Genomic DNA, 21,161 nt, shown 5'->3' on the forward strand with positions numbered 1-21,161 from the left:
GGCCGCCGTTGCGGCCAACCGTTCCCGGGTGCCGATCTCGCTTCATCTGGACCATTGTACGGACTTTGCAACGATCGTGCAGTGCATTCGGGCCGGATACACGTCGGTGATGATCGACGCCTCGATGTTGCCTTTCGAAGACAACGTGCGTTTGACGAAGCAGGTCGTGGAAGTGGCGCGCGCTGCCGGGGTCAACGTCGAAGCCGAGCTCGGCAAAGTGGGCGGAGTGGAGGACGATATCGTCGTGGCCGAACACGAAGCGCTGATGGCCGACCCGCAGGAGTGCGCCGAGTTCGTCGAGCGGACCGGCGTTCATACGCTGGCGCCTGCGATCGGTACGGCTCACGGCATTTACAAAGGCGAGCCGAAGATTGATTTTGACCGCATCCGGCGCATTGCCGACCTCGTCCCGCTGCCGCTCGTGCTGCACGGCGGCTCCGGCATTCCGGAGGAGCAGGTGAAGCGCTGCGTCTCGCTTGGCATGGCCAAAATGAACATCGCCACCGAGATCCGCATCGTCTTCTCCGACGCGATCAAAGCCGTGTTCGCGGACAATCCGCAGGAGAACGACCCGCGCAAATATATGATTCCGGCCAAGAAGGCCGTAAAAGAAGCGGCAATTGAAAAAATGCGGATGGTCGGCTGCATCGGCAAAGCCGGAGACCTGCGATGATCGTCACCGTCACCTTGAACGCGGCCATCGACAAGACGTATCATTTGCCTGCGCTGGCCGCAGGTCAAGTCTCCCGGGTGGACCGCGTGTATGCGGAGCCGGGAGGCAAAGGGATCAATGTCGCCCGCGTCATCGCGCAGCAAGGCGTTCCCGTGCTGGCGACCGGATTTGCCGGCGGCAGCAACGGCGATTTTATCGAACGCGGCTTGACGCGGCAGGGCATTGCGCACGACTTCGTGAAGATCGAGGGCGAATCCCGTATCTGCCTGAACATTATGGATCAAGACGGCGTGTCGACGGAACTGCTGGAGCCGGGACCGACGATCGCCGGCCAAGAAATGGAAGCGATGCGGCAAAAGCTTGCGCTGCTTGCCGCACGGGCGAAGGTTGTCGCTTTCAGCGGCTCGCTTCCGGCCGGCGTGCCCAAGTCCTTTTATGCGGAATTGATCGGGAGCGCTCAAAGTCGGGGCGCCGTCGTATTTTTGGATACGAGCGGGGAAGCGCTGCTGCGGGGCGCAGAAGCGAAGCCTTACTTCATCAAGCCAAACGAGGATGAAGTGGCGCAATGGCTCGGCCATTCGATCAAGGACGCACACGCGTTAAAGCAAGGCTTGCTGCGGCTGAACGAGGCGGGTGTTCCTTGCATCAGCGTATCGATGGGAGCACAAGGCTCGCTGGCCGCTTTTCACGGCGTCTGCTTCCGGGTATACGCCCCGAAAGTCGAGGCGGTGAATGCGGTCGGCTGCGGCGACGCTTACGTGGCCGGCATGGCCATCGGTACAGCTCAAGGGCTTCCCGTCGAGGAGTGCCTCCGACTGGCCACCGCTTCCGGGACGGCCAATGCGTTGACGCCTCGGGCGGGCTACGTCGAGCACGAGGACGTTAAGCGGCTGCTCGGCGAAGTCGTCGTGGAGCGAGTTGACGGGTAGCGGCAGCACGTTCATAAAAAGGGCAGGACCGACATCGATCGGCCTGCCCTTTAGTATGCGCGGGAGTCACTTCGTGGCTCCTTTTTTATATGGTCAATCAACTCAAGGATGAACAACCTGTTACTTCGAGGCAGAATAAAGTTGGTCCAACCAGTAAATTCCTGTCGGCTGCCGATCTTTATCCTCTGCCTCGACCAGACTGACGCTCGGGCTGAGGCTTAAGCTTTGCAGCGAATCGCCGCCGGCCCGGCCTTCGATTTCGGTGATGTGGAATTTCACGAACCTGGGGTTGTCTTCGAGCAGCGACAAGTCTTTGATGTCGTCACCAAACCAGGTCACCGTATATTCCTTCCCGTCCGCCGTCGTTCCGATGGCATAAACCTGGGAGATTTTTAGCTTATATTGCTCGGCCAGTTTTTTCGGATCCAGGTTGGTGGCTTTCTTAAAGGTAGCGGCAAATCGCCACATGCTTTGCTCCGACAAGCTTTGCACCCGCTGCGCTGCGCCCTTCCGGTATTGCTCCAATGTTTCCTTAGAGTAAATGTTCGGATATTCGCCTTTGACTTTTTTAATGTTTTTTTCATCCGAATGGGATGGAAAAGAAGCAGAGAGCTCGGCCGGAGCCACCTTGAAATTCGGGTTTGTCTCGCTGACCTGCTTCCACTCGATCCGGGCGAGCTGATCCTTGGTATCGGACAAATCGTTGATTGTGCCTCCGGGCTGGCCGAATCTTTGCAGCGAGTGCAGGGTCAGGCTCGGCTTATCGCTGCCTTCCCGAGAGCTCCACCCTGTGTATAACGTGTACGATTTGTCCGGATTCAGCCGGTCTCCGCCCAGAATCGAAACGATGATTTCGTCTCCCGCATCCTCTCCTCCGGTATTCAGATCGACCTTTACCCCAGGCAGACTGGTCATGATGACCTTGGGCTTCAAAGCATCGGAGGCATCGGTTTGAAAAGCCAGAGCGGGAATGTTGCGGAAAATGCTCTGTCTTTGAAACGCTTGGATCTGTTCTTTGGTCCACTCGGGGCGAACCATTGTCGTCAAGAAGTCCTTCCCCACTTTATAGGCTTCCAGTTTTGCTTTGGCCGGCAAATCCGCGTTCGCCGCCTTGGAATTCGTGAATTCGCTCTGGTAAGCGAAGGCCCCGGTGCATAAGAAAAGCTGCATGGCCAATGCCGCCGAGATGACGGTTCGTTTCTTCATCTTCTTGGAGTACCTCCCGAATTTGTTTTTGTCCATGGAAAAAAGACCATTAACTGTCAACCTGTTTCTTAAGACGCAGCCGAGGCTCAAAAAGTTTCAAGCTTTAGGTTCATTTTTGTAAAATTTTCATTATGCCATCGGAAGATATGCGTACTTCTCCGTAATAAATGATAAGCCAATTCCGTCCCCGACTGCCTATAGTCGGAATATATCCGTACGCGAAACAGGAGGGCGGTTTACTCATGAGTCTGTTAACCCGGGACGAGGTTTCGTTTTATGCCGAGAACGGCTATCTGCTTCACCGCAAGCAGTTGTTTTCCAAAGAGAAGCTGGAGGAGCTGACGTCTATCTTCGAGGAGCAGCTGGCGCAAAAGGGGAGCAAGCTGACCGACGAGCTGGATACGCCTCATTTCCGCGAGGAGCGGCTGTTGAAGTTTTTGAAATCGTGCTTGCCCCCCGCTGGCCGCAAGCGACCTGCCGGTGACGGAGGTGTGCCACGCTTCCGTCTTCAATACGCTGACGCATTTCGAACGGGCCTTCAAGAAAAGGTTCGGCTGTCCGCCCTCCGGCTTGCGCAAAGGCAGCCTGCATTGACGCTCGCTACGATGGTCCGCAAATAAAAACAAATGCCTAAATGAATTCTAACATTTATCTAATAATGATCTGGTACCATCATTATCATAAGGAGTCGGGAGATTTCCTGGATAAGGATGGTGTATATGGGAAACGCAAACCGAACGACGCCGGAAGCCGCTCATCATATTCCGCAGTTTTTGTCGGATGAAAACATGGAACGGCTTACGCAGATCATGTACCCGAAACAAGCGGCAGAGGGGAACTATTTGTTTTGGGAAGGGGATACGGCGGATCGGCTGTACTATGTTCACGGGGGTACGGTGAAGCTGAGCAAAACGACGGAGGACGGCAAAGCGTTCATTCTGCAAGTGGCGCAGCCTGGCGATCTGTTCGGCGAGTTCGGAAGCGGCGAACCGCAATCTTACGGATATGACGGCATCGTGATGGAGGACGCGTCGCTTGGCGTCATTCTGCTTAAAGACTTGGAAGTCCTCATCTGGAGGCACGGCGATATGGCGCTGCAGCTATTCAAATGGATGGGCCAGATGCAGCAATTTATGCAGTCCAAATTCCGGGATTTGCTGCTGTTCGGCAAGAATGGCGCGCTCGCATCCACCTTGATCCGCCTGACCAACTCTTACGGCGAAAAGGACGAACGGGGGATTCGTATCACAATCAAGTTGACGCATACCGATCTGGCGAACATGATCGGTTCGACCCGGGAGGGAGTCAATCGGATGCTTAGCGAATATAAAGCAGCCGGGGCCATTGAATTAGAGGGCGGAAGATTCGTGGTCACCAATTTGCCTTTCTTCCAGGCGATGGTCCGCTGCGCGGAGTGTCCGCTCGGCGTATGCCGGATCTGACGCAGGGGAGAGGCCTGTGACGGGCGAATAGGCGGCTTGCGTGTTGGAGCACACTAAAACGGCGTGTGACTTCATCGGTAGAGTAAGGATGATGGATGTTGAGAGTATCCTTTTTTCTCCTGATCCTTTTGATCGGCGCTTGGCCGGCAGGAGGCGCACTCGGCGCGGCCCCTGCACCTCCGGCAGAGACGTCGCCTCCGGCCGGTCTGGAGGAGGAAGGCGTATATTTATTAATCGATAAATCGTCAAATCAGTTGAGCGTCATGGTGAACGGGAGGGCGGCATACCGCTTTGCCGTTGCGACAGGACGGACGGGAAGCCTGACGCCGACAGGGACGTTTCATATCGTGACCAAAATCGTGAAGCCGTGGTACGTGCGAAAGCAAATTCCCGGAGGGGATCCGCGAAATCCGCTGGGGACCCGGTGGATGGGAATCAATGTTCCGGGCTCGGGAGGGTACCGTTACGGCATTCACGGAACGAACCGTCCCTATTCGATCGGCAGCAGCGCTTCGTCGGGCTGCGTCCGTATGCACAATAAAGACGTCGAGTGGCTGTACCGCCACATCCCGCTCGGTACGGTGGTCGTTATCCGGGATTGAACCGGCCGGCCAACTTTTTTAAAGGAATTGAATAAAAAGGTCGCGGGCGGCACATGCTACAATCAACGGTGAAAAGAGAGGTGTGGTTCCGTTGAACAGTTCAACGAGAAATACCGGGGATATTGCTTCCGAATCGAGATAGAAGCGGAGGGATGTGCCAAAGACACGTTAGAGTAGTACACGTACTGCGATCGTGAATGAGGTAAGACCCGAGCTTTAGGCGAGGTTCAAGGCAAAAGACCAAAATCGTTCACCGTTGGAAAGGACTCCGCAAGGGGTCCTTTTTCCGGTTTTCCATCCGATGGATCGCGCGGATTTTTCCGTTGCTCCATGGCTGTACGTTACGTTTGCAGCAGCGCTTGCATTTACTAAAGCAGAAACAAAAAACACCTGACGGCTAACCGCCAACGGCCGCTTCAGGCATACCGCCGTCCTCCTGACATACCAAAAAGCTTCCCGCCCTTAAGGCACGGAAGCTTTTTGTCATACCGTCTGCCCGAACAACCGGCTGAAGGACTTGCGCTATACCTTCGTCCGCCGGCCCATCAGCAGCGTGACTACGAACAAGATCAGGAAAATAATGAACAATACTTTGGCGACTCCCGCCGCTGCGCTGGCAATGCCGAAAAATCCGAAAATACCGGCGATCACGGCAACGACGAGAAAAACTAACGACCAGTATAGCATGGATGTTCGCCTCCTTTGTCCAGCGGACCGTAAGTCCGTTTCTCGTTTCATGCTTTCCTTACCCGGCTCGTCTCCGCCTGAATCAACGCCGGTTTCGGCTGCAGGGGAAGGGGTTAATGAGGAAGCAAGAACGCTTGCCGGAATGGAGGAAGCTTTATGGACCAGCGTACCGTTCGGTTTCCAAACGCCAGATGGTCATGGACGTTGATGACAACCTGCGAGGACGCCGGGATTCCCCGGGTTCGCTCCGGGGGGAATACGAAGCTGCTGCAAGGATTTATCGTCTATTCGCTGCATCCCGAGAACGGCCAGCAAAAAATGTTTTACCGGGTCGACGAATCAGAGCTGTTGACCCTTCAAGAAGGGCTCTATCCGTTTGACGACGAACAGGAGAAGCATATACTCTCATGCATGGATCGATGCCGGACGGCGCTGCAGGGGTTCTGCATGCTGATCGGGGAAGTGGCGCTGACCTTTTTGTCGCAGATGGAAGAGCTGGAATGGAAGCTGGAGGAGCTGGAGGGCCGGATGAAACGCAGCAACGATTCAAAGGTGCTGGATGAAATTATGGACCTTCAGTATGAAGTGCTGGATTGGCACCGCATTCTTCAGCCGCTCGAAGAGTTTCACGCAGCCGCCAAAGGGTGGGCGGAAGACAGCCCCTGCCACGAGTACGACAATAACGAATTGCTGCTCCAAAGGCTGCATTCCCGGCTGAACCGCTATCGCACGGAGCTGGACATCCTGCTGAATATCGACAACAATATCGCGACCTACCGGGGCAACGAAATTATGAAGACGCTCACCGTCTTTTCCGTCATCTGCACCCCGGCTACCGTATTCGGCTCCATCTGGGGCATGAATTTCAAGCATATGCCGGAGCTGGAGCTGCCGTTCGGCTATGCGCTTGCCATCTCCGCCATTGTCCTGCTGACCTTGGCCGTATACTTCTGGATGCATTGGAAAGGCTGGACCGGCGATTTGTTGAAAGGGAAGAACAAAGATTCCAACATTGTCTGACGAACGCGAAAGACGGCCCCTGCGCTGCGCAGAAGGCCGGCTCTTAGTATGGATCGAATAACAAGAAATTAGGCCGCAGGGTCCGGCTTGCCGAGAAACTTCCAGAATACGCCGCCGAGCAGATCCTCGATATCGCGGCGAATCTCCTCTTCCTCCAGCCGCCAGCCGGCGTCGAACAGATCGCCGTATTTGTCGCAGAGCACTTTGCCGATAATCGCGCGCGAGTGGTCCCATTTGTACAAGAGCTGGTCCAGAATACGGCAATCCGAGTGCTGCGGAATGACGCTGCCGCCAAGCAGCTCAAGCCGCATCCGCGTAATCTCCTCGATCAAACTGGGGTTATTCAGGAACCACCAGCAGCCGAATACGAGCAGGTTGCGGTTTTTCCGCGCGGTAACGGCCAGCTCGTGCTGGTTTTCCCGGGACAGCATCGTGACCAGAAATTTCACGTCCTGATATTTGCTGACGATCCGCTCGACCGCGCCGATGTCGCTTTTGCCAAGGCTGTCGCCCGCATCTTTCAAAGAAGGGTTCACTTTGCGCTTCACGCCGATCATCATCGCAAACGGAATTCCCGCTTCCCGAGCCACCGGTACGATACACTCGTCGATGATGCGGACACGGACGGAATCTTCCGGATACGCAAAATCGTTCGGCAGCGAAACGGCCATATACAGCGGATTCATCCGGGCAATCCAATCCTTCAGGAAGCGGCGGATTTCGGCGAGCGTGACGCCGGACAAGTCCGCGCTGACCTCGTAGCCCTGCTCTTTGAGCTTGCTCCAGGAGCTGTCCCACAAGTTAAGCAGCGGATCGACTCGCAGCGCGGCCAGGAAGCGGGGATCCTGCTCTGCGCCGGAATCCCATTTCCCGCGCTCGTAAGCATCGAACGGATCGTTGGTCATTACGACCGTTTTCACGTTCGCCAGCTTCAAAATGCGGTCGATATAGTCGCCGGCGCTGATGCTGCGAAAATACGCGCGGTACTCCTCCAGGTCGCGCTTCGACAGATCGAAGCCGAGCCGGTTCAATACCGTGACGACGCCGCGGCACGCTTCGCTGTAAGGCGAATGGTCGATAAACAGCGTCTGCCAGATCAAATCGGCCTGCTCCCGTTTAGACAGCTGCCAGAAAGCGTCGTAAGACAAATCCGGACGGAAGCGGAACGTTTCGGCGATCAGATAATGGTACGTCAGCAGCTCGTCTACTCCCCACAGCAGCAGGTCTCCGAACGATTCGGCAAACAGGTGGGTATGAATATCGGTGACCGGGGTGGTGCGCACCGTTTCGGTCACAAAGGCGTTCAACTGCTCCTTGGTTGCAATCGTCATGATATCGGTAATCCTCCCGAAAATCGATTAAATGTTCACGTGAACAATGGGTTTATTATAGCACTTATTTTAACTTTAGGATAGAGATGGGCTGTTGTCCGTGCCATTTATTTTCACCGGGCATAGCATGAAGGGACGATTGCAAACCATTCGGATAGGGGCGATGCCGATGGGATTGTTCACTTCCTTGCTGCTCATTCTGGTCTTATTTATATTGCTGCTGATCGTTTTGATGGTCCTGATCTGATGCAGACCGCTGCCCATGCAAACCGGCACGGCTATACAAAGCGCAGCAAAACAGCCCGGAAACCGTTGGATAGAACGGATCGGGCTGTTTTTTGTCATGCATTAAAACCCTTTATACTGGGGTTCCTCGTTTTCGAGCTGCTGCACGCGCGCGCTGACTTGGTCAACGATTTGCTGGGTTTGCTGCGCGCAGTTTGTGAACAGCGTCTTGGCCTCTTGATTTTGCGTGCTCAGCGCGAACGTTTCCAGACTGGCTTGGGCGCTTTTCAGCGAAGCCAGCGTCGTTTTCACTTGGTTTGCCACGGTCATCATTCTCACCTCCACAAACGATAATGTGCGCGATTGGGAAGAAGCTGATGAATGTCAATAACTACCTGCAAATAACAACGCTTCTTTCGGCGAATAATGTACTTGTCAAAGCCGCCCCGTTAAGGAAGTTTGGACAACACCTGAAGGAGGGAGACTTTTGGCCGAATGGGTACAGATTATTATCCGGTCGCTGTTTACCATTGCCATCTTGTTTTTAATGACCCGCATTCTTGGAAAGAAGCAAATTTCGCAGCTCACCTTCTTTGAATACATAACAGGCATTGTGCTCGGTGATTTGGCAGGCTTCATGTCCACCGATATCAACGCTTTTTTTATTCACGGCTTCGTTGCGATTCTCGTCTGGTTTACGGTTCCGCTCACGCTTGAGCTGCTGACGCTGAAAAGCAAGTGGATGCGGGACTGGTTCGAGGGAAAAGGAACGATCTTCATCCAGGAAGGCAAAATTCTCGAGGATAATTTGAAAAAAGAGCGGTACACCGCCGACGAATTGCTCGAACAGCTGCGGGCCAAAAACGTCTTCCGGGTAGCGGATGTGGAATTTGCCGTTCTGGAAGCCAGCGGGGATCTGAGCGTGCTGCTTAAAAAGGAAAATCAGCCGGTCACGCCGGCCCAACTGGGGATTACGACGGTGCGGGAAAGAGAGCCGCAAACGGTCATTATCGACGGCAACCTGATGGACGAGCCGCTGGCCACGGCCGGATTAAGCCGGGAATGGCTTTTTACGGAGTTGGAGAAAATAGGCGTAACCTTGGAGAACGTCTTTATCGGCCAGGTGGACTCGTCCGGTCAATTGACCGTCGATTTATTCGACGACAAGCTCCAAGTGCCCGAACCTGCGCAAAAGCCGCTGCTGCTTGCAACGCTGAAGAAGTGCGAAGCGGATTTGGCGCTGTATTCTCTCGCCGTCGATAACCGGGGCGCCAAGCGCATGTACGAAAGGTGCTCGGAGCAAACCAACCGCATCTTGAAGCAGATCGAGCCTCTGCTGAAGACATAACAACATCAGGAGGAACAGCGAGCATGAGCACAAAGTCCAAAATGAAAAAGTTGACCTGGACTCAACAGGAATACCAGGAGTTCGCCAAAAAGAGAGAGCCGGCGCGTCCGGTGCTCAAAAACTGCTTTCGCGCTTTTGTTGCCGGGGGGCTCATCTGCTTGATCGGGCAGTTCGTGGCGCAAGCGTTCATTTATTGGTTCGGCTTTACGGAAAAAACGGCCGGAGACCCGACGGTAGCCGTGATGATCTTCCTGTCCGTGGTGCTTACCTGCTTAGGCGTATACGACAAAATCGCCCAATGGGCAGGCGCCGGCTCGGCCGTTCCCGTAACCGGGTTTGCCAATTCGATGTGCTCCGCGGCCCTTGAGCATAAAAGCGAAGGCTACGTGCTGGGCGTAGGCGGCAACATGTTCAAGCTGGCAGGTCCGGTTATCGTCTACGGGACGGTATCCGCCTTTATTATCGGCATCATCCACTGGCTGTTCGGATTGGGGGTCAAATGAGATGCTGAAGGGAGCCCAAAGCTGGGAATTTAAAACGCGCCCGGTCATCCGGGGGACGGCAACGATCGTCGGGCCGGACGAAGGCAACGGGCCGCTCGGCAACGAGTTCGACATCGTGCACGCGGAGTCGACGCTTGGGCAGGACAGTTGGGAGAAGGCCGAGAAAAAGCTGCTGGAGGAAGCGGCGAAGCTGGCGATCGAAAATGCCGGGTTGACCAAGGAGCATATCCAGTTCTATGTCGGCGGCGATCTGCTCAACCAGATCATCAGCAACAGCTTTGCGGTCCGGACGATGCAAATCCCGTATCTCGGCATCTTCGGCGCCTGCTCGACTTCGATGGAGGGGCTTGCCGTCGCATCGCTGATCGTGGATTCCGGCTTCGGCCATCATGTGATGGCCGGCACCTGCAGCCATAACTCCACGGCGGAGAAGCAGTTCCGCTATCCGACGGAATACGGCTCGCAGAAGCCGCCGACCGCGCAGTATACGGTAACGGGCGCGGCATGTGCCGTTCTGGGGAACCACGGCCCGGGACCGGTGGTGACCGGGGCGACGATCGGCCGCGTCATCGACATGGGCATCAAGGACCCGTTCAATATGGGGGCCGCGATGGCCCCGGCGGCGGTCGATACGCTGCAGGCGCATTTTCGCGATTTTCAGCGGGAGCCGGGCTACTACGACTTGATCGTGACCGGCGATTTGGCGAAGGTCGGCTATGAGATCGCCTGCGAGCTGCTGGAGAAGCACAAGGTGCCGATCCACCAAACGACCTACAAGGACTGCGGCCTGATGGTGTACGACCGGGAGAAGCAGAACGTGCAGGCCGGCGGCAGCGGGTGCGCCTGCTCCGCTGTCGTCACCTACGGGCACATTTTGAAACGGGTGAAAAAGGGCGAGCTGAAGCGGGTGCTGGTTGTGGCGACGGGTGCTCTGCTGTCCCCGCTTTCCTTCCAGCAAGGGGAAAGCATTCCGTGCATCGCCCATGCGGTAGCGATCGAAAGCGAGGTGGTTTAGCCATGGATTGGATGCAGTTTGTTTGGGCTTTTGTCGTCGGCGGGGCGATCTGCGTGATCGGCCAGCTGCTGATCGACGTGATGCGGCTGACGCCGGCGCATACGATGAGCACGCTGGTCGTCGCGGGAGCGATTGTCGACGGCATTCCGATCGGCAGCAAAAGCCTGTACGACCGCTTTATCGAGTTTGCCGGGGCCGGGGCGACCGTGCCGATCACCAGCTTCGGCAATTCGCTCGTGCACGGTGCGGTAGCCGAGCTGAAATTGCACGGCGTGGTCGGCATCATTACCGGCATCTTCGAGGTGACGAGCGCAGGCGTTTCGGCGGCCATCATCTTTTCGTTTCTTGCGGCGCTCGTATTCAGGCCGCAGGGCTGAGCGGACCCATGTCATGGCCCGGCCCGTCCAAGCACGCCCCGGCAACATTCCGGGGCTTTTTTCTTTTTTTCAAAGAAATTCATAGGTTTTACACGTGTACTGCGTTTTTTGTATCCTGTACAATATAGAATAAACGTTTGCTTTTCATTGAGCGTTGATTTTTTGACAACTTTATTTCCCGTTCATACGTATATACTTTGTACGATAACATTTCGAGGAGGCCCGGACGATGGAAACGATGATACGAGAAGATATTCAAGCTTTGAAGCGCATACAAGCGAACTTGGCATCCTGCATCCTCGGCAAAACGGACGAGATTGTGCTGCTGATGACCGCCATGCTGGCAGGAGGCCATGTGCTGCTTGAGGACGTGCCGGGCACCGGCAAGACGGTGCTGATCAAAGCGCTTGCCAAATCGATCCGCGGCCAGTTTCGCCGTATTCAATGCAATCCCGACCTTCTTCCTACCGATATTACGGGCGTTTCGATCTACCATCCGAAGGACGAGGTGTTTATTTTCCGTCCCGGACCGATTATGACGCATATTTTGCTGGCGGACGAAATTAACCGGGCGACGACCAAGACGCAATCGGCGCTGCTCGAAGCGATGGAGGAGCGGCATGTGACGGTCGACGGGGAAACGTACGACCTGCCGAAGCCGTTCCTGCTGCTGGCCACGCAAAATCCGATTGACTTCGAGGGTACGTACATTTTGCCGGAAGCCCAGCTGGACCGGTTTATGATGAAGTTCAGCCTCGGCTACCCGGATGCGGAAACGGAAACGAAGATGATTTTGGCGCAAAGCGTCGTCCATCCGCTTGATGAGCTGGAGCCGGTCGTAGACAGCGAGCAGATTTTGGCGATTCAGAAGCAGGTCAAGCAGGTGCATCTCGATGAAGCGGTAGCCGCTTATTTGGTCGCCGTCACCCGTCTGACGCGCGAGCATGACTCGATCTATCTCGGAGCGAGTCCGCGGGCGACGCTTGCGCTCGTGCAGGCATCCAAAGCGCTAGCTTTAATTCAGGAGCGGGATTACGTCATCCCGGACGATATTAAATTTTTGGTGCCGTACGTGCTCGGCCACCGGATATTGCTGACGGCCGAAGCCCGGATGGAGGGGGCTACGGTGCAATCCGTTCTGCAATCGGTCGTGCAGCAGGTGAAGGTGCCGGTACGTTGGGAGAAGTGAGCATGATGAAACCTTCCTTCGCTCACAGGCTCCCGTCCAGGCCGCGGTTCGGCCGCAAATTTTGGGCGGTGGCGACGGCTTTTGCAGGAAGTCTCGGCTTCTTGCTGTTTCAAGGCGGCAAGCTGGCTTTAATGCTGTTCGTGATGATGACGATTTTGAGCGTATATTTGCTGCTCGGGCAGTGGAGCGGCATTAAGCGGACCCAAGGGGTACGCACGCTGTCGGGCGGCGATTATGGCTCTCTGCTGCCAGCCGGCAGCTCGCTCGGGATAACGATTCAACTGCAAATTCCGGGAATATGGCCGATCCCTTATTTGTTTATTAAGGACCGCTTGGTCCACAAAAGCGGGCGCGAGCTGACGTTCGAAGCGACGGTCGTGCCCGACTGGCGGCGGCGCGCGGAATGGGCATACCGGACGCCGGCCATGCGCCGGGGACGCTATACGTTCGGACAGACGGAATGCGTGACGGAGGACGTCTTCGGCTTATTCGAGCACAAGGGCGGTCTGGAGCTTCCCCAGAGCATCGCCGTGCTGCCGCAGACCGTGCCGATCCGGGAATGGCAGCAGTACAACCAAATGATAAAAGGAACGAGCCACCACTCGTCCACGACCCGGGCCGTCCGGGAGACGACGCAGATCAACGGGGTTCGCGAATATATTTACGGTGACCGCATCTCCCGCATTCACTGGAATGCGACCGCCAAGACCGGCACTTGGAAATCGAAGGAATTCGAGCGCGAATCGCTGCCCAAAACGTACTTGATTCTCGACCGGGCGGGGCAAGCCTACGGGGACCCCGAGCAGTTCGAATTGGCCGTATCCGTAGCCGCGTCCTTGTTTCAATACGGCTCGGAACGGGGGCTTGCGCTCGGGCTCGTCTCTACGGGCGCGGACGACGTCTATCTTGAGCCCAAGACCGGGCAAGCGCTGTATCAGACGGCGCAGCAGCATTTCATCGATGTGGAGGCCGACGGCGCCCATGACATCCGCCACGTGCTCAAAACCAAGGTGCATCAGCTGGTGCCCGGCAGCTTCGTTACGGTGATCAGCCCGATGTCCGGCGAACCGATGCTGCAGGTGCTTGCCTGGCTGAAGCAGCAGCAGATGAATCCTTGCCATCTCTGGATCGGCGCTCCCCGAGGCAAAGAGGTCTGGGTCAAAGATTTGCATGCGCGGGGCGTTCCCTGTTATGCGGTAAGGCAGCTGTCGGAGCTGCCCGGGCTGTTGGGAGGTCGGAAGGGATGAAGCAGCAGCGAATGTGGCTTGGGCGTCTGCTGTGGGACGATTGGCCGCACCGCTTGTCGGTGCTGTTGTCCGGCTTGATTTTGCTCCAGTTCGTGTTCTGGTTCGCCAAAGAAGACGGCCTCTGGCTTCCGGAGACGGTCGTCATCGTGAAGCTGACCCTACTGGCCGTTTTCGTGTTCGAGCATGCGACGCGGCTGCATTGGATCGTTCGCGGCCTATTGCAGCTTGTCTCCGTCGTGGTTATCAACGTGCTCGTGCTCGAACGGTTTGGAGTGATCGAGCCGATGAAGGCGTCCAGCTTTTTGAGTTCGAAGCTGTTCTTGAACCTGTACGAGCTTACGCCGTATTTGTGGTTCGGCATGGGCGCCTGGGTCGTTTACGTGACCGTCATTTGGTGGGTCGAGGTCAAGTGGCGGGTATATATCCTGCTGGTGGCCAGCGTGCTTGCGCTCTGCATCCGCGATTCGTTCTCGTCCATCTTTCTGTGGCCTCAGGTGGCCGTTATCGTCGGCTGCGGGCTGCTGCTGCTTATTCTTAATCATTTCGCGCAGCTGCGGCGCAAAGACCCGGCCGCTTGGCGGCATTTGGCGGAATACCCTGCTTCCATCGCCATAACGGTCGCCTCATTGATCGGGGTGACGGTGCTGGCCGGATCGCTTATGCCCGAGGTCGGTCCGATGCTGACCGACCCGTATACCGCTTGGCGCGCATCCCGGGGGGAGCCGATGGCCTTCACGACGGGGAAAGGCGTTCAAGTGCCCCCCAGCGAGGCGATGGATACCTCGTCGGGCTACAGCCGGAGCGATGCGAATCTGGGAGGCGGCTTCCGGTTCGACTATACGCCGGTCATGAAGGTGGAAACGAATCACCGCGCTTATTGGCGGGGCGAGACGCGCTCGCATTATACCGGCAAAGGCTGGGAGGAAAGCGACAGCGAACGGCGCGGTCCGTGGAACGCGATCAGGCCCGAAGCTCCGCTTCCGGCGGACGTCCGGTTAGCCGGCTCCAAGGCGAATACCGTGGAGGTGAAGCAAACCGTCACGCTGCTGTCGGAGCAGCAGTATCCCGTATTGTTCGGGGCTTATTCCATCCAGAAAGTAATGGGGCTGAACGGCGCCAAAAACGGCTTCCAGCCGCTGCAATGGTCGGCTTCGCAATCCGAGATCCGCTACAGCGAGCGCCAACCGTATCCGCAAACGTATACGCTCGTTTCGCAAATGCCGGTTGTGAACGAAGAAGCGCTGCGGAAGCTGCCTCTTGCGCCGCTGAGGCAGGACATGGCGGAATTCGTCCAGCTGCCGGGCAGCGTGCCGGAGCGGGTCCGCAAGCTGGCCGCGGATCTGACGAAGGATGCGGCCAGCCCGTACGACAAAGCGAAGAAGCTGGAGCGGTACTTGCAGACGAGCTTTCCATATACGAACAAACCCGACCTCAGCAAGGGCCAAAGCCGGGATTTTGTGGACCGGTTCCTGTTTGAGATTAAAGAAGGCTATTGCGATTATTACTCTACCGCGATGGTCGTTCTGTCCCGCTCGATCGGGCTGCCGGCGCGCTGGGTCAAAGGCTATGCGTCAGGGACGCCGGAATTCCAGCCGCAGGAGCTGCAGGGCTTTGCCCCCAACGAGCTGCTGATGGATCCGGATGGCGGCGGGGTCTACACGGTACGCAACTCCGACGCCCACTCCTGGGTCGAGGTTTATTTCGACGGCTACGGATGGCTCCCGTTCGAGCCGACGGCAGGCTTCGCGATGCCGCGCGCCGTTCTGCTGGAAGAAACGACGGCTGCGCCGGTGGAACCTCAATCTGCGCCGCAGCCTGAGCAGAAGCCGCAAGAGCCGGCCGTCGAAACGCATCATGTGGCAGGATGGACCATCGCTGCCGCCGTGATCGCCGTCGCTGCACTCCTTGCCTGGAAGCTGCAGGTTGTCGAGCTGCTGAAGGAACGCGCGCGCCGCCGCCGGGCCTCGCTGCTGAAGCAGAAGGTAATTGTGGAATGCGAACGCCTGCTGCGCATTTTCCGGCGCAACGGGTATGTGCGCGAGGAGCACGAGACGCTGCGCGAAGCGGTGCGCCGCTGGTCCCGGCAGAGCCGGTGGATGAGCGAAGAGCTGGAAGCCGTGCTCCACGTGTTCGAGAAGGCGAAGTACGGAAAAGCGGAGATCACGGAGGAAGACTGGAGAAAAACGAATCAAATCGTCGAACGCTTGCGTTCGCAGATGTAAATGTTGAACGATCGGCAAACCGCGCCTTGGCGGAGGGCGGTTTGCTTTTTTTGTTCGCCATTTTGCAACAAAATGGACAGTTATGGTATAGTTTGACGTATACAGCCTAATGTCTTTCGAGGTGAACGCTTTGCTGAAAAAGCTGATTCCGCGTCAACAAGTCAACACGATATTTGACATAGATCTTCAAGCGTTATGGGAGCAGGGATACCGCGGCATCATAACGGACTTGGACAATACGCTGGTAGGAGCGAAAGCGCCTCTTGCCACGCCGGAGTTGCTGGATTGGCTGAAGGTCGTGGGACAGATCGGCTTTCAAGTCGTCATTGTGTCGAACAACCAGCGCACCCGGGTAACCAAGTTCGCCGAGCCGCTGTCCCTGCCTTTCATTTATCGCGCCCGTAAACCGACAAGCGCAGCGTTCCGGCGAGCCATGAGCATCATGAATCTGCGGGCGCAGCAGACGGTGGTGATCGGGGATCAGATGCTGACCGACGTGCTGGGAGGCAACCGGATGGGGCTTTATACCATCCTCGTCCATCCGATCTCTCTTGCGGACGAGGGCTTTTTTACGAAGGTAAACCGAAGGATCGAAAAGGCCGCATTAACTATAATGAAAAGGTAGGGAACGTATGACGGCCCACAATCAACACTCCGAAACCGACCGCTGTGCGGGCTGCGGCGTGGCGCTCCAAACGGAGCAGCCGGATCAGCTCGGCTATGTCCCGGCTCAAGCGCTTGCGCGCACACCGGTCATTTGCCAGCGGTGTTTCCGCATCAAAAACTACAATGAAGCTTCGGGCATTACGCTTAATCAGGACGATTTTCTGCGGCTTCTCACCCATGTGGGAGGGACCGACTCGCTGGTCGTGAACATTGTCGATATTTTCGATTTCGAGGGCAGCATGATTTCCGGTCTGGCCCGTTTTGTCGGAACCAATCCGGTCATTCTGGTCGTGAACAAAATCGATCTGCTTCCCAAAGTGACGAACTACAACCGGATCGTGAACTGGGTGCAGAGACAGGCGAAGGAAGCGGGACTAAGAGTCGTGGAGGTCGTCCTGTGCTCGGCGAAAAAAAATATGGGCTTCGAGCGGGTCATCGAAGCGTTGGAGCTGCACCGCAAAGGGCGCGACATCTATGTCGTCGGGGCGACGAACGTCGGCAAATCGACGCTCATCAACCGGCTTATTCGCGATTACAGCGATTTGGACGCCGAGCTGACGGTTTCGCAATATCCGGGTACGACGCTCGATCTCGTGCGCATTCCGCTGGACGATGGCGCCTCGATCATCGATACGCCCGGCATCGTGTACAAGCATCGTCTGACGGAGCTTGTCAGCAAGAAGGATTTGATGAAGGTGATGCCGGACAGGCCGATCAAGCCGCTGGTATTCCAGTTGAACGACCGGCAGACGATCTTCTTCGGCAGCTTGGCGCGCTTCGATTTTGTGCAGGGCGAGCGGCAATCGTTCACGTTCTACGTATCCAACGCGCTTGAGGCCCACCGTACGAAGCTGGAGCGGGCGGACGAGCTGTACGAGGAGCACCGCGGCGTGCTTCTGTCGCCGCCAAGCCGGGAAGAGCTGGAGGAGCTGCCCAAGCTGACCAAGCATCAAATCCGTATTCCGAAGAACGCGAATCTGGACGTTTCAGTCTCGGGGCTCGGCTGGATCAAAGTAAACGGCGCCGCCGGGGCGGATCTGGTCATTCACGTGCCCAAAGGCGTAAAGGTTGCGGTTCGGGAATCGGTCATTTAGCTGGAGCGGGAGGAACGGACTAGAATGAGCAAGCATAAATTGGACAGCCACACGATTTTGTACGGAGTGTTCGGCGATCCGATCCGGCATTCCAAATCGCCGATCATGCTGAACCGGGCATTCGAAGCGGCGGGACTCAATGCGGCGTACGGAGCGTTTCATATCCTGCCCGGAACGTTGAAGGACGCGGTCGCCGGCATCCGGGCGCTGCAATTCCGCGGGGTCAACGTGACGATTCCGCACAAGGTCGAGGTCATGTCCTATTTGGACGAGATCGACGAAGGGGCACGCGCCATCGGAGCGGTGAACACCATCGTCAACGAAGGCGGCCGCCTGATCGGCTATAATACCGACGGCATCGGCTATATGCGCTCGCTCCGCGAAGAGACGGGCATCTCGCTGAAGGGGCGCAAGGTGCTGATGATCGGCGCCGGGGGCGCGGCCCGCGGCGTCGGCTACGCGCTGGCCCGCGAAGGCGCGGAGCATATCTACATCGCGAACCGCACGAAGGAGAAGGCGTTGGACTTGGCCTCATCGATGAGCGAATTCGGCAGCGTCTCCGGCCACGGCCTGGACGAGATTCCGAAGCTGGCCGGAGAGGCCGCGTTGGTCGTCAACAACACGCTGCTCGGCATGCATCCGAACGTGGACGAGGTGCCGATGGACATCTCGCTGATTCGTCCCGAAACGGTCGTCAGCGATCTGGTGTACAACCCGCTGATCACCCGTTTCCTGCGCGAGGCCCGCGACCAGCGCGGCGCCGTCATTCACAGCGGCCTCGGCATGTTCATTTACCAGGGCGCCTACGCCTTCGAATATTGGACCGGCCAGCCCGCGCCGATCGCCGCCATGCGCGAAGTGGTGGAACAATCTTTTTCGGAGTCGGAGCATTGATTGCAAATTGTTTTAAGCGCCTACGTATGGATTAGGCACGGATGTGGAAAATGGGTTTGTTGGGGTTTTGGAGTTTTCGCCGTACAGGGAGCTTCATGACAAGGTCATGAGCCCCTGACGGCCCCGGTTTGCGACTTGCGCCGACCAAGAGCTTCATGACAGCGTCATGAGGCGGCTCCTTCCCCGCAGTCGAACCATAACCGCACGACGCAACACAGCGCACCCCGGGCATAACGCAGGGAGAGAACGCCGCATGCGAGCGTGTCCCGAAGGGACGAAAGCGTTCCTGCGCCAACGTCCCTTCAACGCCGGCCCCGCAGCAGGCACGCTCCTTTCGGGTGTCCAGAGGGCGAAGCCCTTTGGGGTCCTCCCTTGTAGGGAGGATTTAGGAGGGTATTTACTTGAGGAGGATCAACAACAACGATGTTAACAGGCAAACAGAAACGGTATTTACGCTCGTTGGCGCATCACATGAACCCGATCTTTCAGGTCGGCAAAGGCGGCGTCAACGACCATCTGCTCCGGCACATCAGCGAGGCGCTGGAAGTGCGCGAGCTGATCAAAGTAACGGTGCTCAACAACTGTATGGAGGACCGGAGCGAAGTGGCCGAGCAGCTGGCGCAAGGCGCCGGCGCGGAGCTGGTTCAAGTGATCGGCAAAATCATCGTGCTCTACAAGGAATCCCGCGAGCACAAAACGATCGAGCTTCCGGTTTGAGCCAGCGGCGGCGGAAGGGGCATTTCAGCTAAAAAGAGGGGGATGCCGGATGAAGGTCGGCTTGATGGGCGGCACCTTCGACCCCGTACATATCGGGCATTTGATTGCCGCCCAAAACGTATGCGAGAGGCTCGAACTCGACGAAGTATGGTTTATGCCGACGAACGTTCCTCCGCATAAAGAACAGGCGCCCGGGGCTTCCCCGCGGCAGCGGCTGGAGATGGTCGAGCTTGCCGTCGAAGGGCACCCGCACTTCCGGGCTTCGGATATGGAACTGCGCAAAGGCGGGGTCTCCTACAGCATCGAGACGGTAACGATGCTTCGGGCGCAGCATCCCGGTTATCGGTTTACCTATATTATCGGGGCCGATATGGTTCGATATTTGCCGAAGTGGTATAAGATCGACGAGCTGGTCCGGCTCGTTACTTTCGCCGGGTTGCAGCGACCCGGCTATGAAACGGGCTATGAGGGGCTTCCCGATGCCATCCGGCAGGCGGTGAAGCTTGTGCCGATGCCGCAAATCGAGCTGTCGTCCACGTTAATCCGGCAGCGGCGGGCTTCGGGACGGCCGGTGCGTTACATGGTCCCGGATCGGGTAAATCATTATATCGAGGTGAACCGTTTGTATGAAGCGTGAGGAAATGATCGAATCGGTTCGCTCCCAGATGCCGGAGAAGCGCTGGAACCATACGCTTGGCGTCATGGAAACGGCGATCCGGCTGGCGGAGCGCTACGGGGCGGATCCGGACAAAGCCGAGCTGGCCGCCATTCTCCACGATGTCTGCAAATATTGGCGCGTGGACGAGCAAGCTCGCATCATCCGCGAGAACGGACTGCCTCAGGATTTGCTCGACTACGACAAAGAGCTGTGGCATGCCCATGCGGGCGCTTGGATCGCCCGGGAGCAGTACGGCGTAAGCGACGAGGAAGTATTGGATGCGATACGTTATCACACCTCGGGGCGCGCGCGGATGACGCTGCTTGACAAGGTCGTTTGCCTGGCGGATTACATGGAGCCGGGCCGGGATTTTCCGGGCGTGCATAATATTCGCCAAAACGCCGAACATAGTTTAGAGAAGGCACTTATAACCGGATTTGACGGAACGATCCGTTTTTTATTGGATAAGGGCAAGCGAATTTATCCGCTGACCTTCGAAGCTCGCAACGGACTCATCCGGGAGCTGGAGGAGCGGGGAGAATCGGTATGATTCACTTACAGGAGGAAACGATATGACCATTCAACCGGATGAGCTTATGAAGCTCGTGGTCGATGCGGCCGAAGACAAGAAAGCGATGGACGTAACGGCATTAAACCTGCGCGGGATTTCTTTGATTGCGGATTACTTCGTCATTTGCCACGGCAATTCCGAAACGCAGGTACAAGCGATCGCGACCGAGATTAAGAAACGTTCGGAAGAGCGCGGCGCACGGATCCGCGGACTCGAAGGCATGGACACGGCCCGTTGGGTGCTTGTCGACCTGGGCGACGTCGTCGTCCACGTGTTTCACCGTGACGACCGCGAATATTACAACATCGAGCGGCTGTGGTCCGACGCGAAAGTGGTCGAACGGGTATGAAGCTGGAGGCCGGAACGATCCGCCGTTTGGACGTAGCGCGGGAAGTATCGCCGCACGGCTATTTTTTGACGGACGGCACGCAGGACGTGCTGCTCCATTACAGCGAAGCCGCCGGGGAAGTGAAGCCGGGGGAGCAGGTCGAGGTATTCCTGTTTCACGATACCGAGGACCGGCTGGCGGCCACGATGCGCAAGCC

At 57.0% G+C, this 21,161-nt stretch carries 25 protein-coding genes; 21 read left to right on the top strand and 4 right to left on the bottom strand.

The features are described 5' to 3' along the window. Together PEH01S_RS31140 and pfkB are read left to right on the top strand one after the other, a co-directional pair. Positions 1 to 673 (top strand): class II fructose-bisphosphate aldolase (locus PEH01S_RS31140; protein WP_025851378.1); only part of this gene is annotated, 673 nt, incomplete at its 5' end. Further along, a complete protein-coding gene (pfkB, locus tag PEH01S_RS31145; RefSeq protein ID WP_025851377.1) occupies positions 670 to 1,602 on the top strand; it encodes a 1-phosphofructokinase in 933 nt (310 codons plus the stop codon). The genes PEH01S_RS31140 and pfkB, both read left to right, overlap by 4 nt. Before the next feature lie 120 nt (positions 1,603 to 1,722). Here the strand turns inward: pfkB and PEH01S_RS31150 are convergent, their stop codons facing one another. After that, on the bottom strand, positions 1,723 to 2,808 hold the full coding sequence (locus PEH01S_RS31150) for a hypothetical protein (protein ID WP_127490088.1): 1,086 nt from the start codon (positions 2,806 to 2,808) through the stop codon (positions 1,723 to 1,725). Positions 2,809 to 3,050: 242 nt separating this feature from the next. On the opposite strand from PEH01S_RS31150, the gene PEH01S_RS36310 reads away from it, so the two are divergent. The 3 genes from PEH01S_RS36310 to PEH01S_RS31170 all read left to right on the top strand — a co-directional run bounded on the left by PEH01S_RS36310 (position 3,051) and on the right by PEH01S_RS31170 (position 4,852). Further along, a complete protein-coding gene (locus PEH01S_RS36310) occupies positions 3,051 to 3,428 on the top strand; it encodes a hypothetical protein (protein ID WP_456320098.1) in 378 nt (125 codons plus the stop codon). A 99-nt stretch (positions 3,429 to 3,527) separates the two neighbouring features. Beyond that, entirely contained in the window at positions 3,528 to 4,250 is a 723-nt protein-coding gene (locus PEH01S_RS31165; protein ID WP_025851373.1) for a Crp/Fnr family transcriptional regulator, read from the top strand. Between the two features lie 95 nt (positions 4,251 to 4,345). Next, positions 4,346 to 4,852 (top strand): L,D-transpeptidase, encoded by a 507-nt coding sequence (locus PEH01S_RS31170; RefSeq protein WP_127490089.1) that lies wholly within the window; start codon positions 4,346 to 4,348, stop codon positions 4,850 to 4,852. A 522-nt stretch (positions 4,853 to 5,374) separates the two neighbouring features. Here PEH01S_RS31170 and PEH01S_RS31175 read toward each other — a convergent pair. Next, complete coding sequence (locus PEH01S_RS31175; protein WP_025851371.1) at positions 5,375 to 5,539, bottom strand: DUF1328 domain-containing protein; 165 nt, start codon at positions 5,537 to 5,539, stop codon at positions 5,375 to 5,377. Between the two features lie 156 nt (positions 5,540 to 5,695). Between PEH01S_RS31175 and PEH01S_RS31180 the strand changes: the two genes are divergently transcribed. Next, positions 5,696 to 6,559, top strand: a complete 864-nt coding sequence (locus PEH01S_RS31180) for a CorA family divalent cation transporter (protein WP_127490096.1) — start codon at positions 5,696 to 5,698, stop codon at positions 6,557 to 6,559. Positions 6,560 to 6,627: 68 nt separating this feature from the next. On the opposite strand, the gene PEH01S_RS31185 is transcribed toward PEH01S_RS31180, so the two are convergent. Together PEH01S_RS31185 and PEH01S_RS31190 are read right to left on the bottom strand one after the other, a co-directional pair. Next, a complete protein-coding gene (locus PEH01S_RS31185; RefSeq protein WP_127490099.1) occupies positions 6,628 to 7,890 on the bottom strand; it encodes a glucuronate isomerase in 1,263 nt (420 codons plus the stop codon). A gap of 348 nt (positions 7,891 to 8,238) precedes the next feature. Then, entirely contained in the window at positions 8,239 to 8,445 is a 207-nt protein-coding gene (locus tag PEH01S_RS31190; RefSeq protein WP_025851366.1) for a DUF1657 domain-containing protein, read from the bottom strand. 157 nt (positions 8,446 to 8,602) lie between these two features. Here PEH01S_RS31190 and PEH01S_RS31195 point away from each other — a divergent pair, with 157 nt between their 5' ends. From PEH01S_RS31195 to PEH01S_RS31265, 15 genes are all read left to right on the top strand, one after another. Then, complete coding sequence (locus tag PEH01S_RS31195) at positions 8,603 to 9,463, top strand: DUF421 domain-containing protein (protein WP_407669511.1); 861 nt, start codon at positions 8,603 to 8,605, stop codon at positions 9,461 to 9,463. A 23-nt stretch (positions 9,464 to 9,486) separates the two neighbouring features. Further along, entirely contained in the window at positions 9,487 to 9,966 is a 480-nt protein-coding gene (gene spoVAC, locus PEH01S_RS31200) for a stage V sporulation protein AC (RefSeq protein ID WP_025851363.1), read from the top strand. A gap of 1 nt (position 9,967) precedes the next feature. Further along, a complete protein-coding gene (gene spoVAD, locus PEH01S_RS31205) occupies positions 9,968 to 10,981 on the top strand; it encodes a stage V sporulation protein AD (protein ID WP_127490101.1) in 1,014 nt (337 codons plus the stop codon). 11 nt (positions 10,982 to 10,992) lie between these two features. Next, positions 10,993 to 11,358 carry a stage V sporulation protein AE gene (spoVAE, locus tag PEH01S_RS31210; RefSeq protein WP_025851361.1) on the top strand — a complete coding sequence of 122 codons (366 nt, stop codon included), beginning with the start codon at positions 10,993 to 10,995 and terminating at the stop codon, positions 11,356 to 11,358. Positions 11,359 to 11,587: 229 nt separating this feature from the next. Then, on the top strand, positions 11,588 to 12,547 hold the full coding sequence (locus PEH01S_RS31215; protein ID WP_127490103.1) for an AAA family ATPase: 960 nt from the start codon (positions 11,588 to 11,590) through the stop codon (positions 12,545 to 12,547). A gap of 2 nt (positions 12,548 to 12,549) precedes the next feature. Further along, positions 12,550 to 13,794, top strand: a complete 1,245-nt coding sequence (locus PEH01S_RS31220) for a DUF58 domain-containing protein (RefSeq protein WP_246063116.1) — start codon at positions 12,550 to 12,552, stop codon at positions 13,792 to 13,794. Then, complete coding sequence (locus PEH01S_RS31225; protein WP_127490105.1) at positions 13,791 to 16,016, top strand: transglutaminase TgpA family protein; 2,226 nt, start codon at positions 13,791 to 13,793, stop codon at positions 16,014 to 16,016. The genes PEH01S_RS31220 and PEH01S_RS31225 overlap by 4 nt, the downstream gene beginning before the upstream one ends. A gap of 109 nt (positions 16,017 to 16,125) precedes the next feature. Next, the gene (locus PEH01S_RS31230; RefSeq protein WP_407669514.1) at positions 16,126 to 16,641 is read left to right on the top strand and encodes a YqeG family HAD IIIA-type phosphatase; all 516 of its coding nucleotides are present in this window, start codon (positions 16,126 to 16,128) and stop codon (positions 16,639 to 16,641) included. Between the two features lie 7 nt (positions 16,642 to 16,648). Then, on the top strand, positions 16,649 to 17,776 hold the full coding sequence (gene yqeH / locus PEH01S_RS31235; protein WP_127490107.1) for a ribosome biogenesis GTPase YqeH: 1,128 nt from the start codon (positions 16,649 to 16,651) through the stop codon (positions 17,774 to 17,776). Between the two features lie 24 nt (positions 17,777 to 17,800). Next, positions 17,801 to 18,670: a shikimate dehydrogenase gene (locus tag PEH01S_RS31240; RefSeq protein WP_127490110.1), complete on the top strand. Its 870-nt coding sequence runs from the start codon at positions 17,801 to 17,803 to the stop codon at positions 18,668 to 18,670. A gap of 423 nt (positions 18,671 to 19,093) precedes the next feature. Then, the gene (gene yhbY, locus PEH01S_RS31245) at positions 19,094 to 19,387 is read left to right on the top strand and encodes a ribosome assembly RNA-binding protein YhbY (protein ID WP_025851350.1); all 294 of its coding nucleotides are present in this window, start codon (positions 19,094 to 19,096) and stop codon (positions 19,385 to 19,387) included. 49 nt (positions 19,388 to 19,436) lie between these two features. Continuing rightward, on the top strand, positions 19,437 to 20,024 hold the full coding sequence (locus PEH01S_RS31250; protein ID WP_127490112.1) for a nicotinate-nucleotide adenylyltransferase: 588 nt from the start codon (positions 19,437 to 19,439) through the stop codon (positions 20,022 to 20,024). Then, on the top strand, positions 20,014 to 20,595 hold the full coding sequence (yqeK, locus tag PEH01S_RS31255; protein WP_025851347.1) for a bis(5'-nucleosyl)-tetraphosphatase (symmetrical) YqeK: 582 nt from the start codon (positions 20,014 to 20,016) through the stop codon (positions 20,593 to 20,595). Before PEH01S_RS31250 ends, yqeK begins: the two co-directional genes overlap by 11 nt. Before the next feature lie 22 nt (positions 20,596 to 20,617). Next, on the top strand, positions 20,618 to 20,965 hold the full coding sequence (gene rsfS, locus PEH01S_RS31260) for a ribosome silencing factor (RefSeq protein ID WP_036677024.1): 348 nt from the start codon (positions 20,618 to 20,620) through the stop codon (positions 20,963 to 20,965). Further along, positions 20,962 to 21,161: S1 RNA-binding domain-containing protein (locus PEH01S_RS31265; protein WP_164828103.1), on the top strand; the 200-nt coding region annotated here is incomplete at its 3' end. The genes rsfS and PEH01S_RS31265, both read left to right, overlap by 4 nt.

Source organism: Paenibacillus ehimensis NBRC 15659, assembly GCF_004000785.1.
In the GTDB taxonomy this organism is placed as follows: Bacteria; Bacillota; Bacilli; order Paenibacillales; family NBRC-103111; genus Paenibacillus_G; species Paenibacillus_G ehimensis.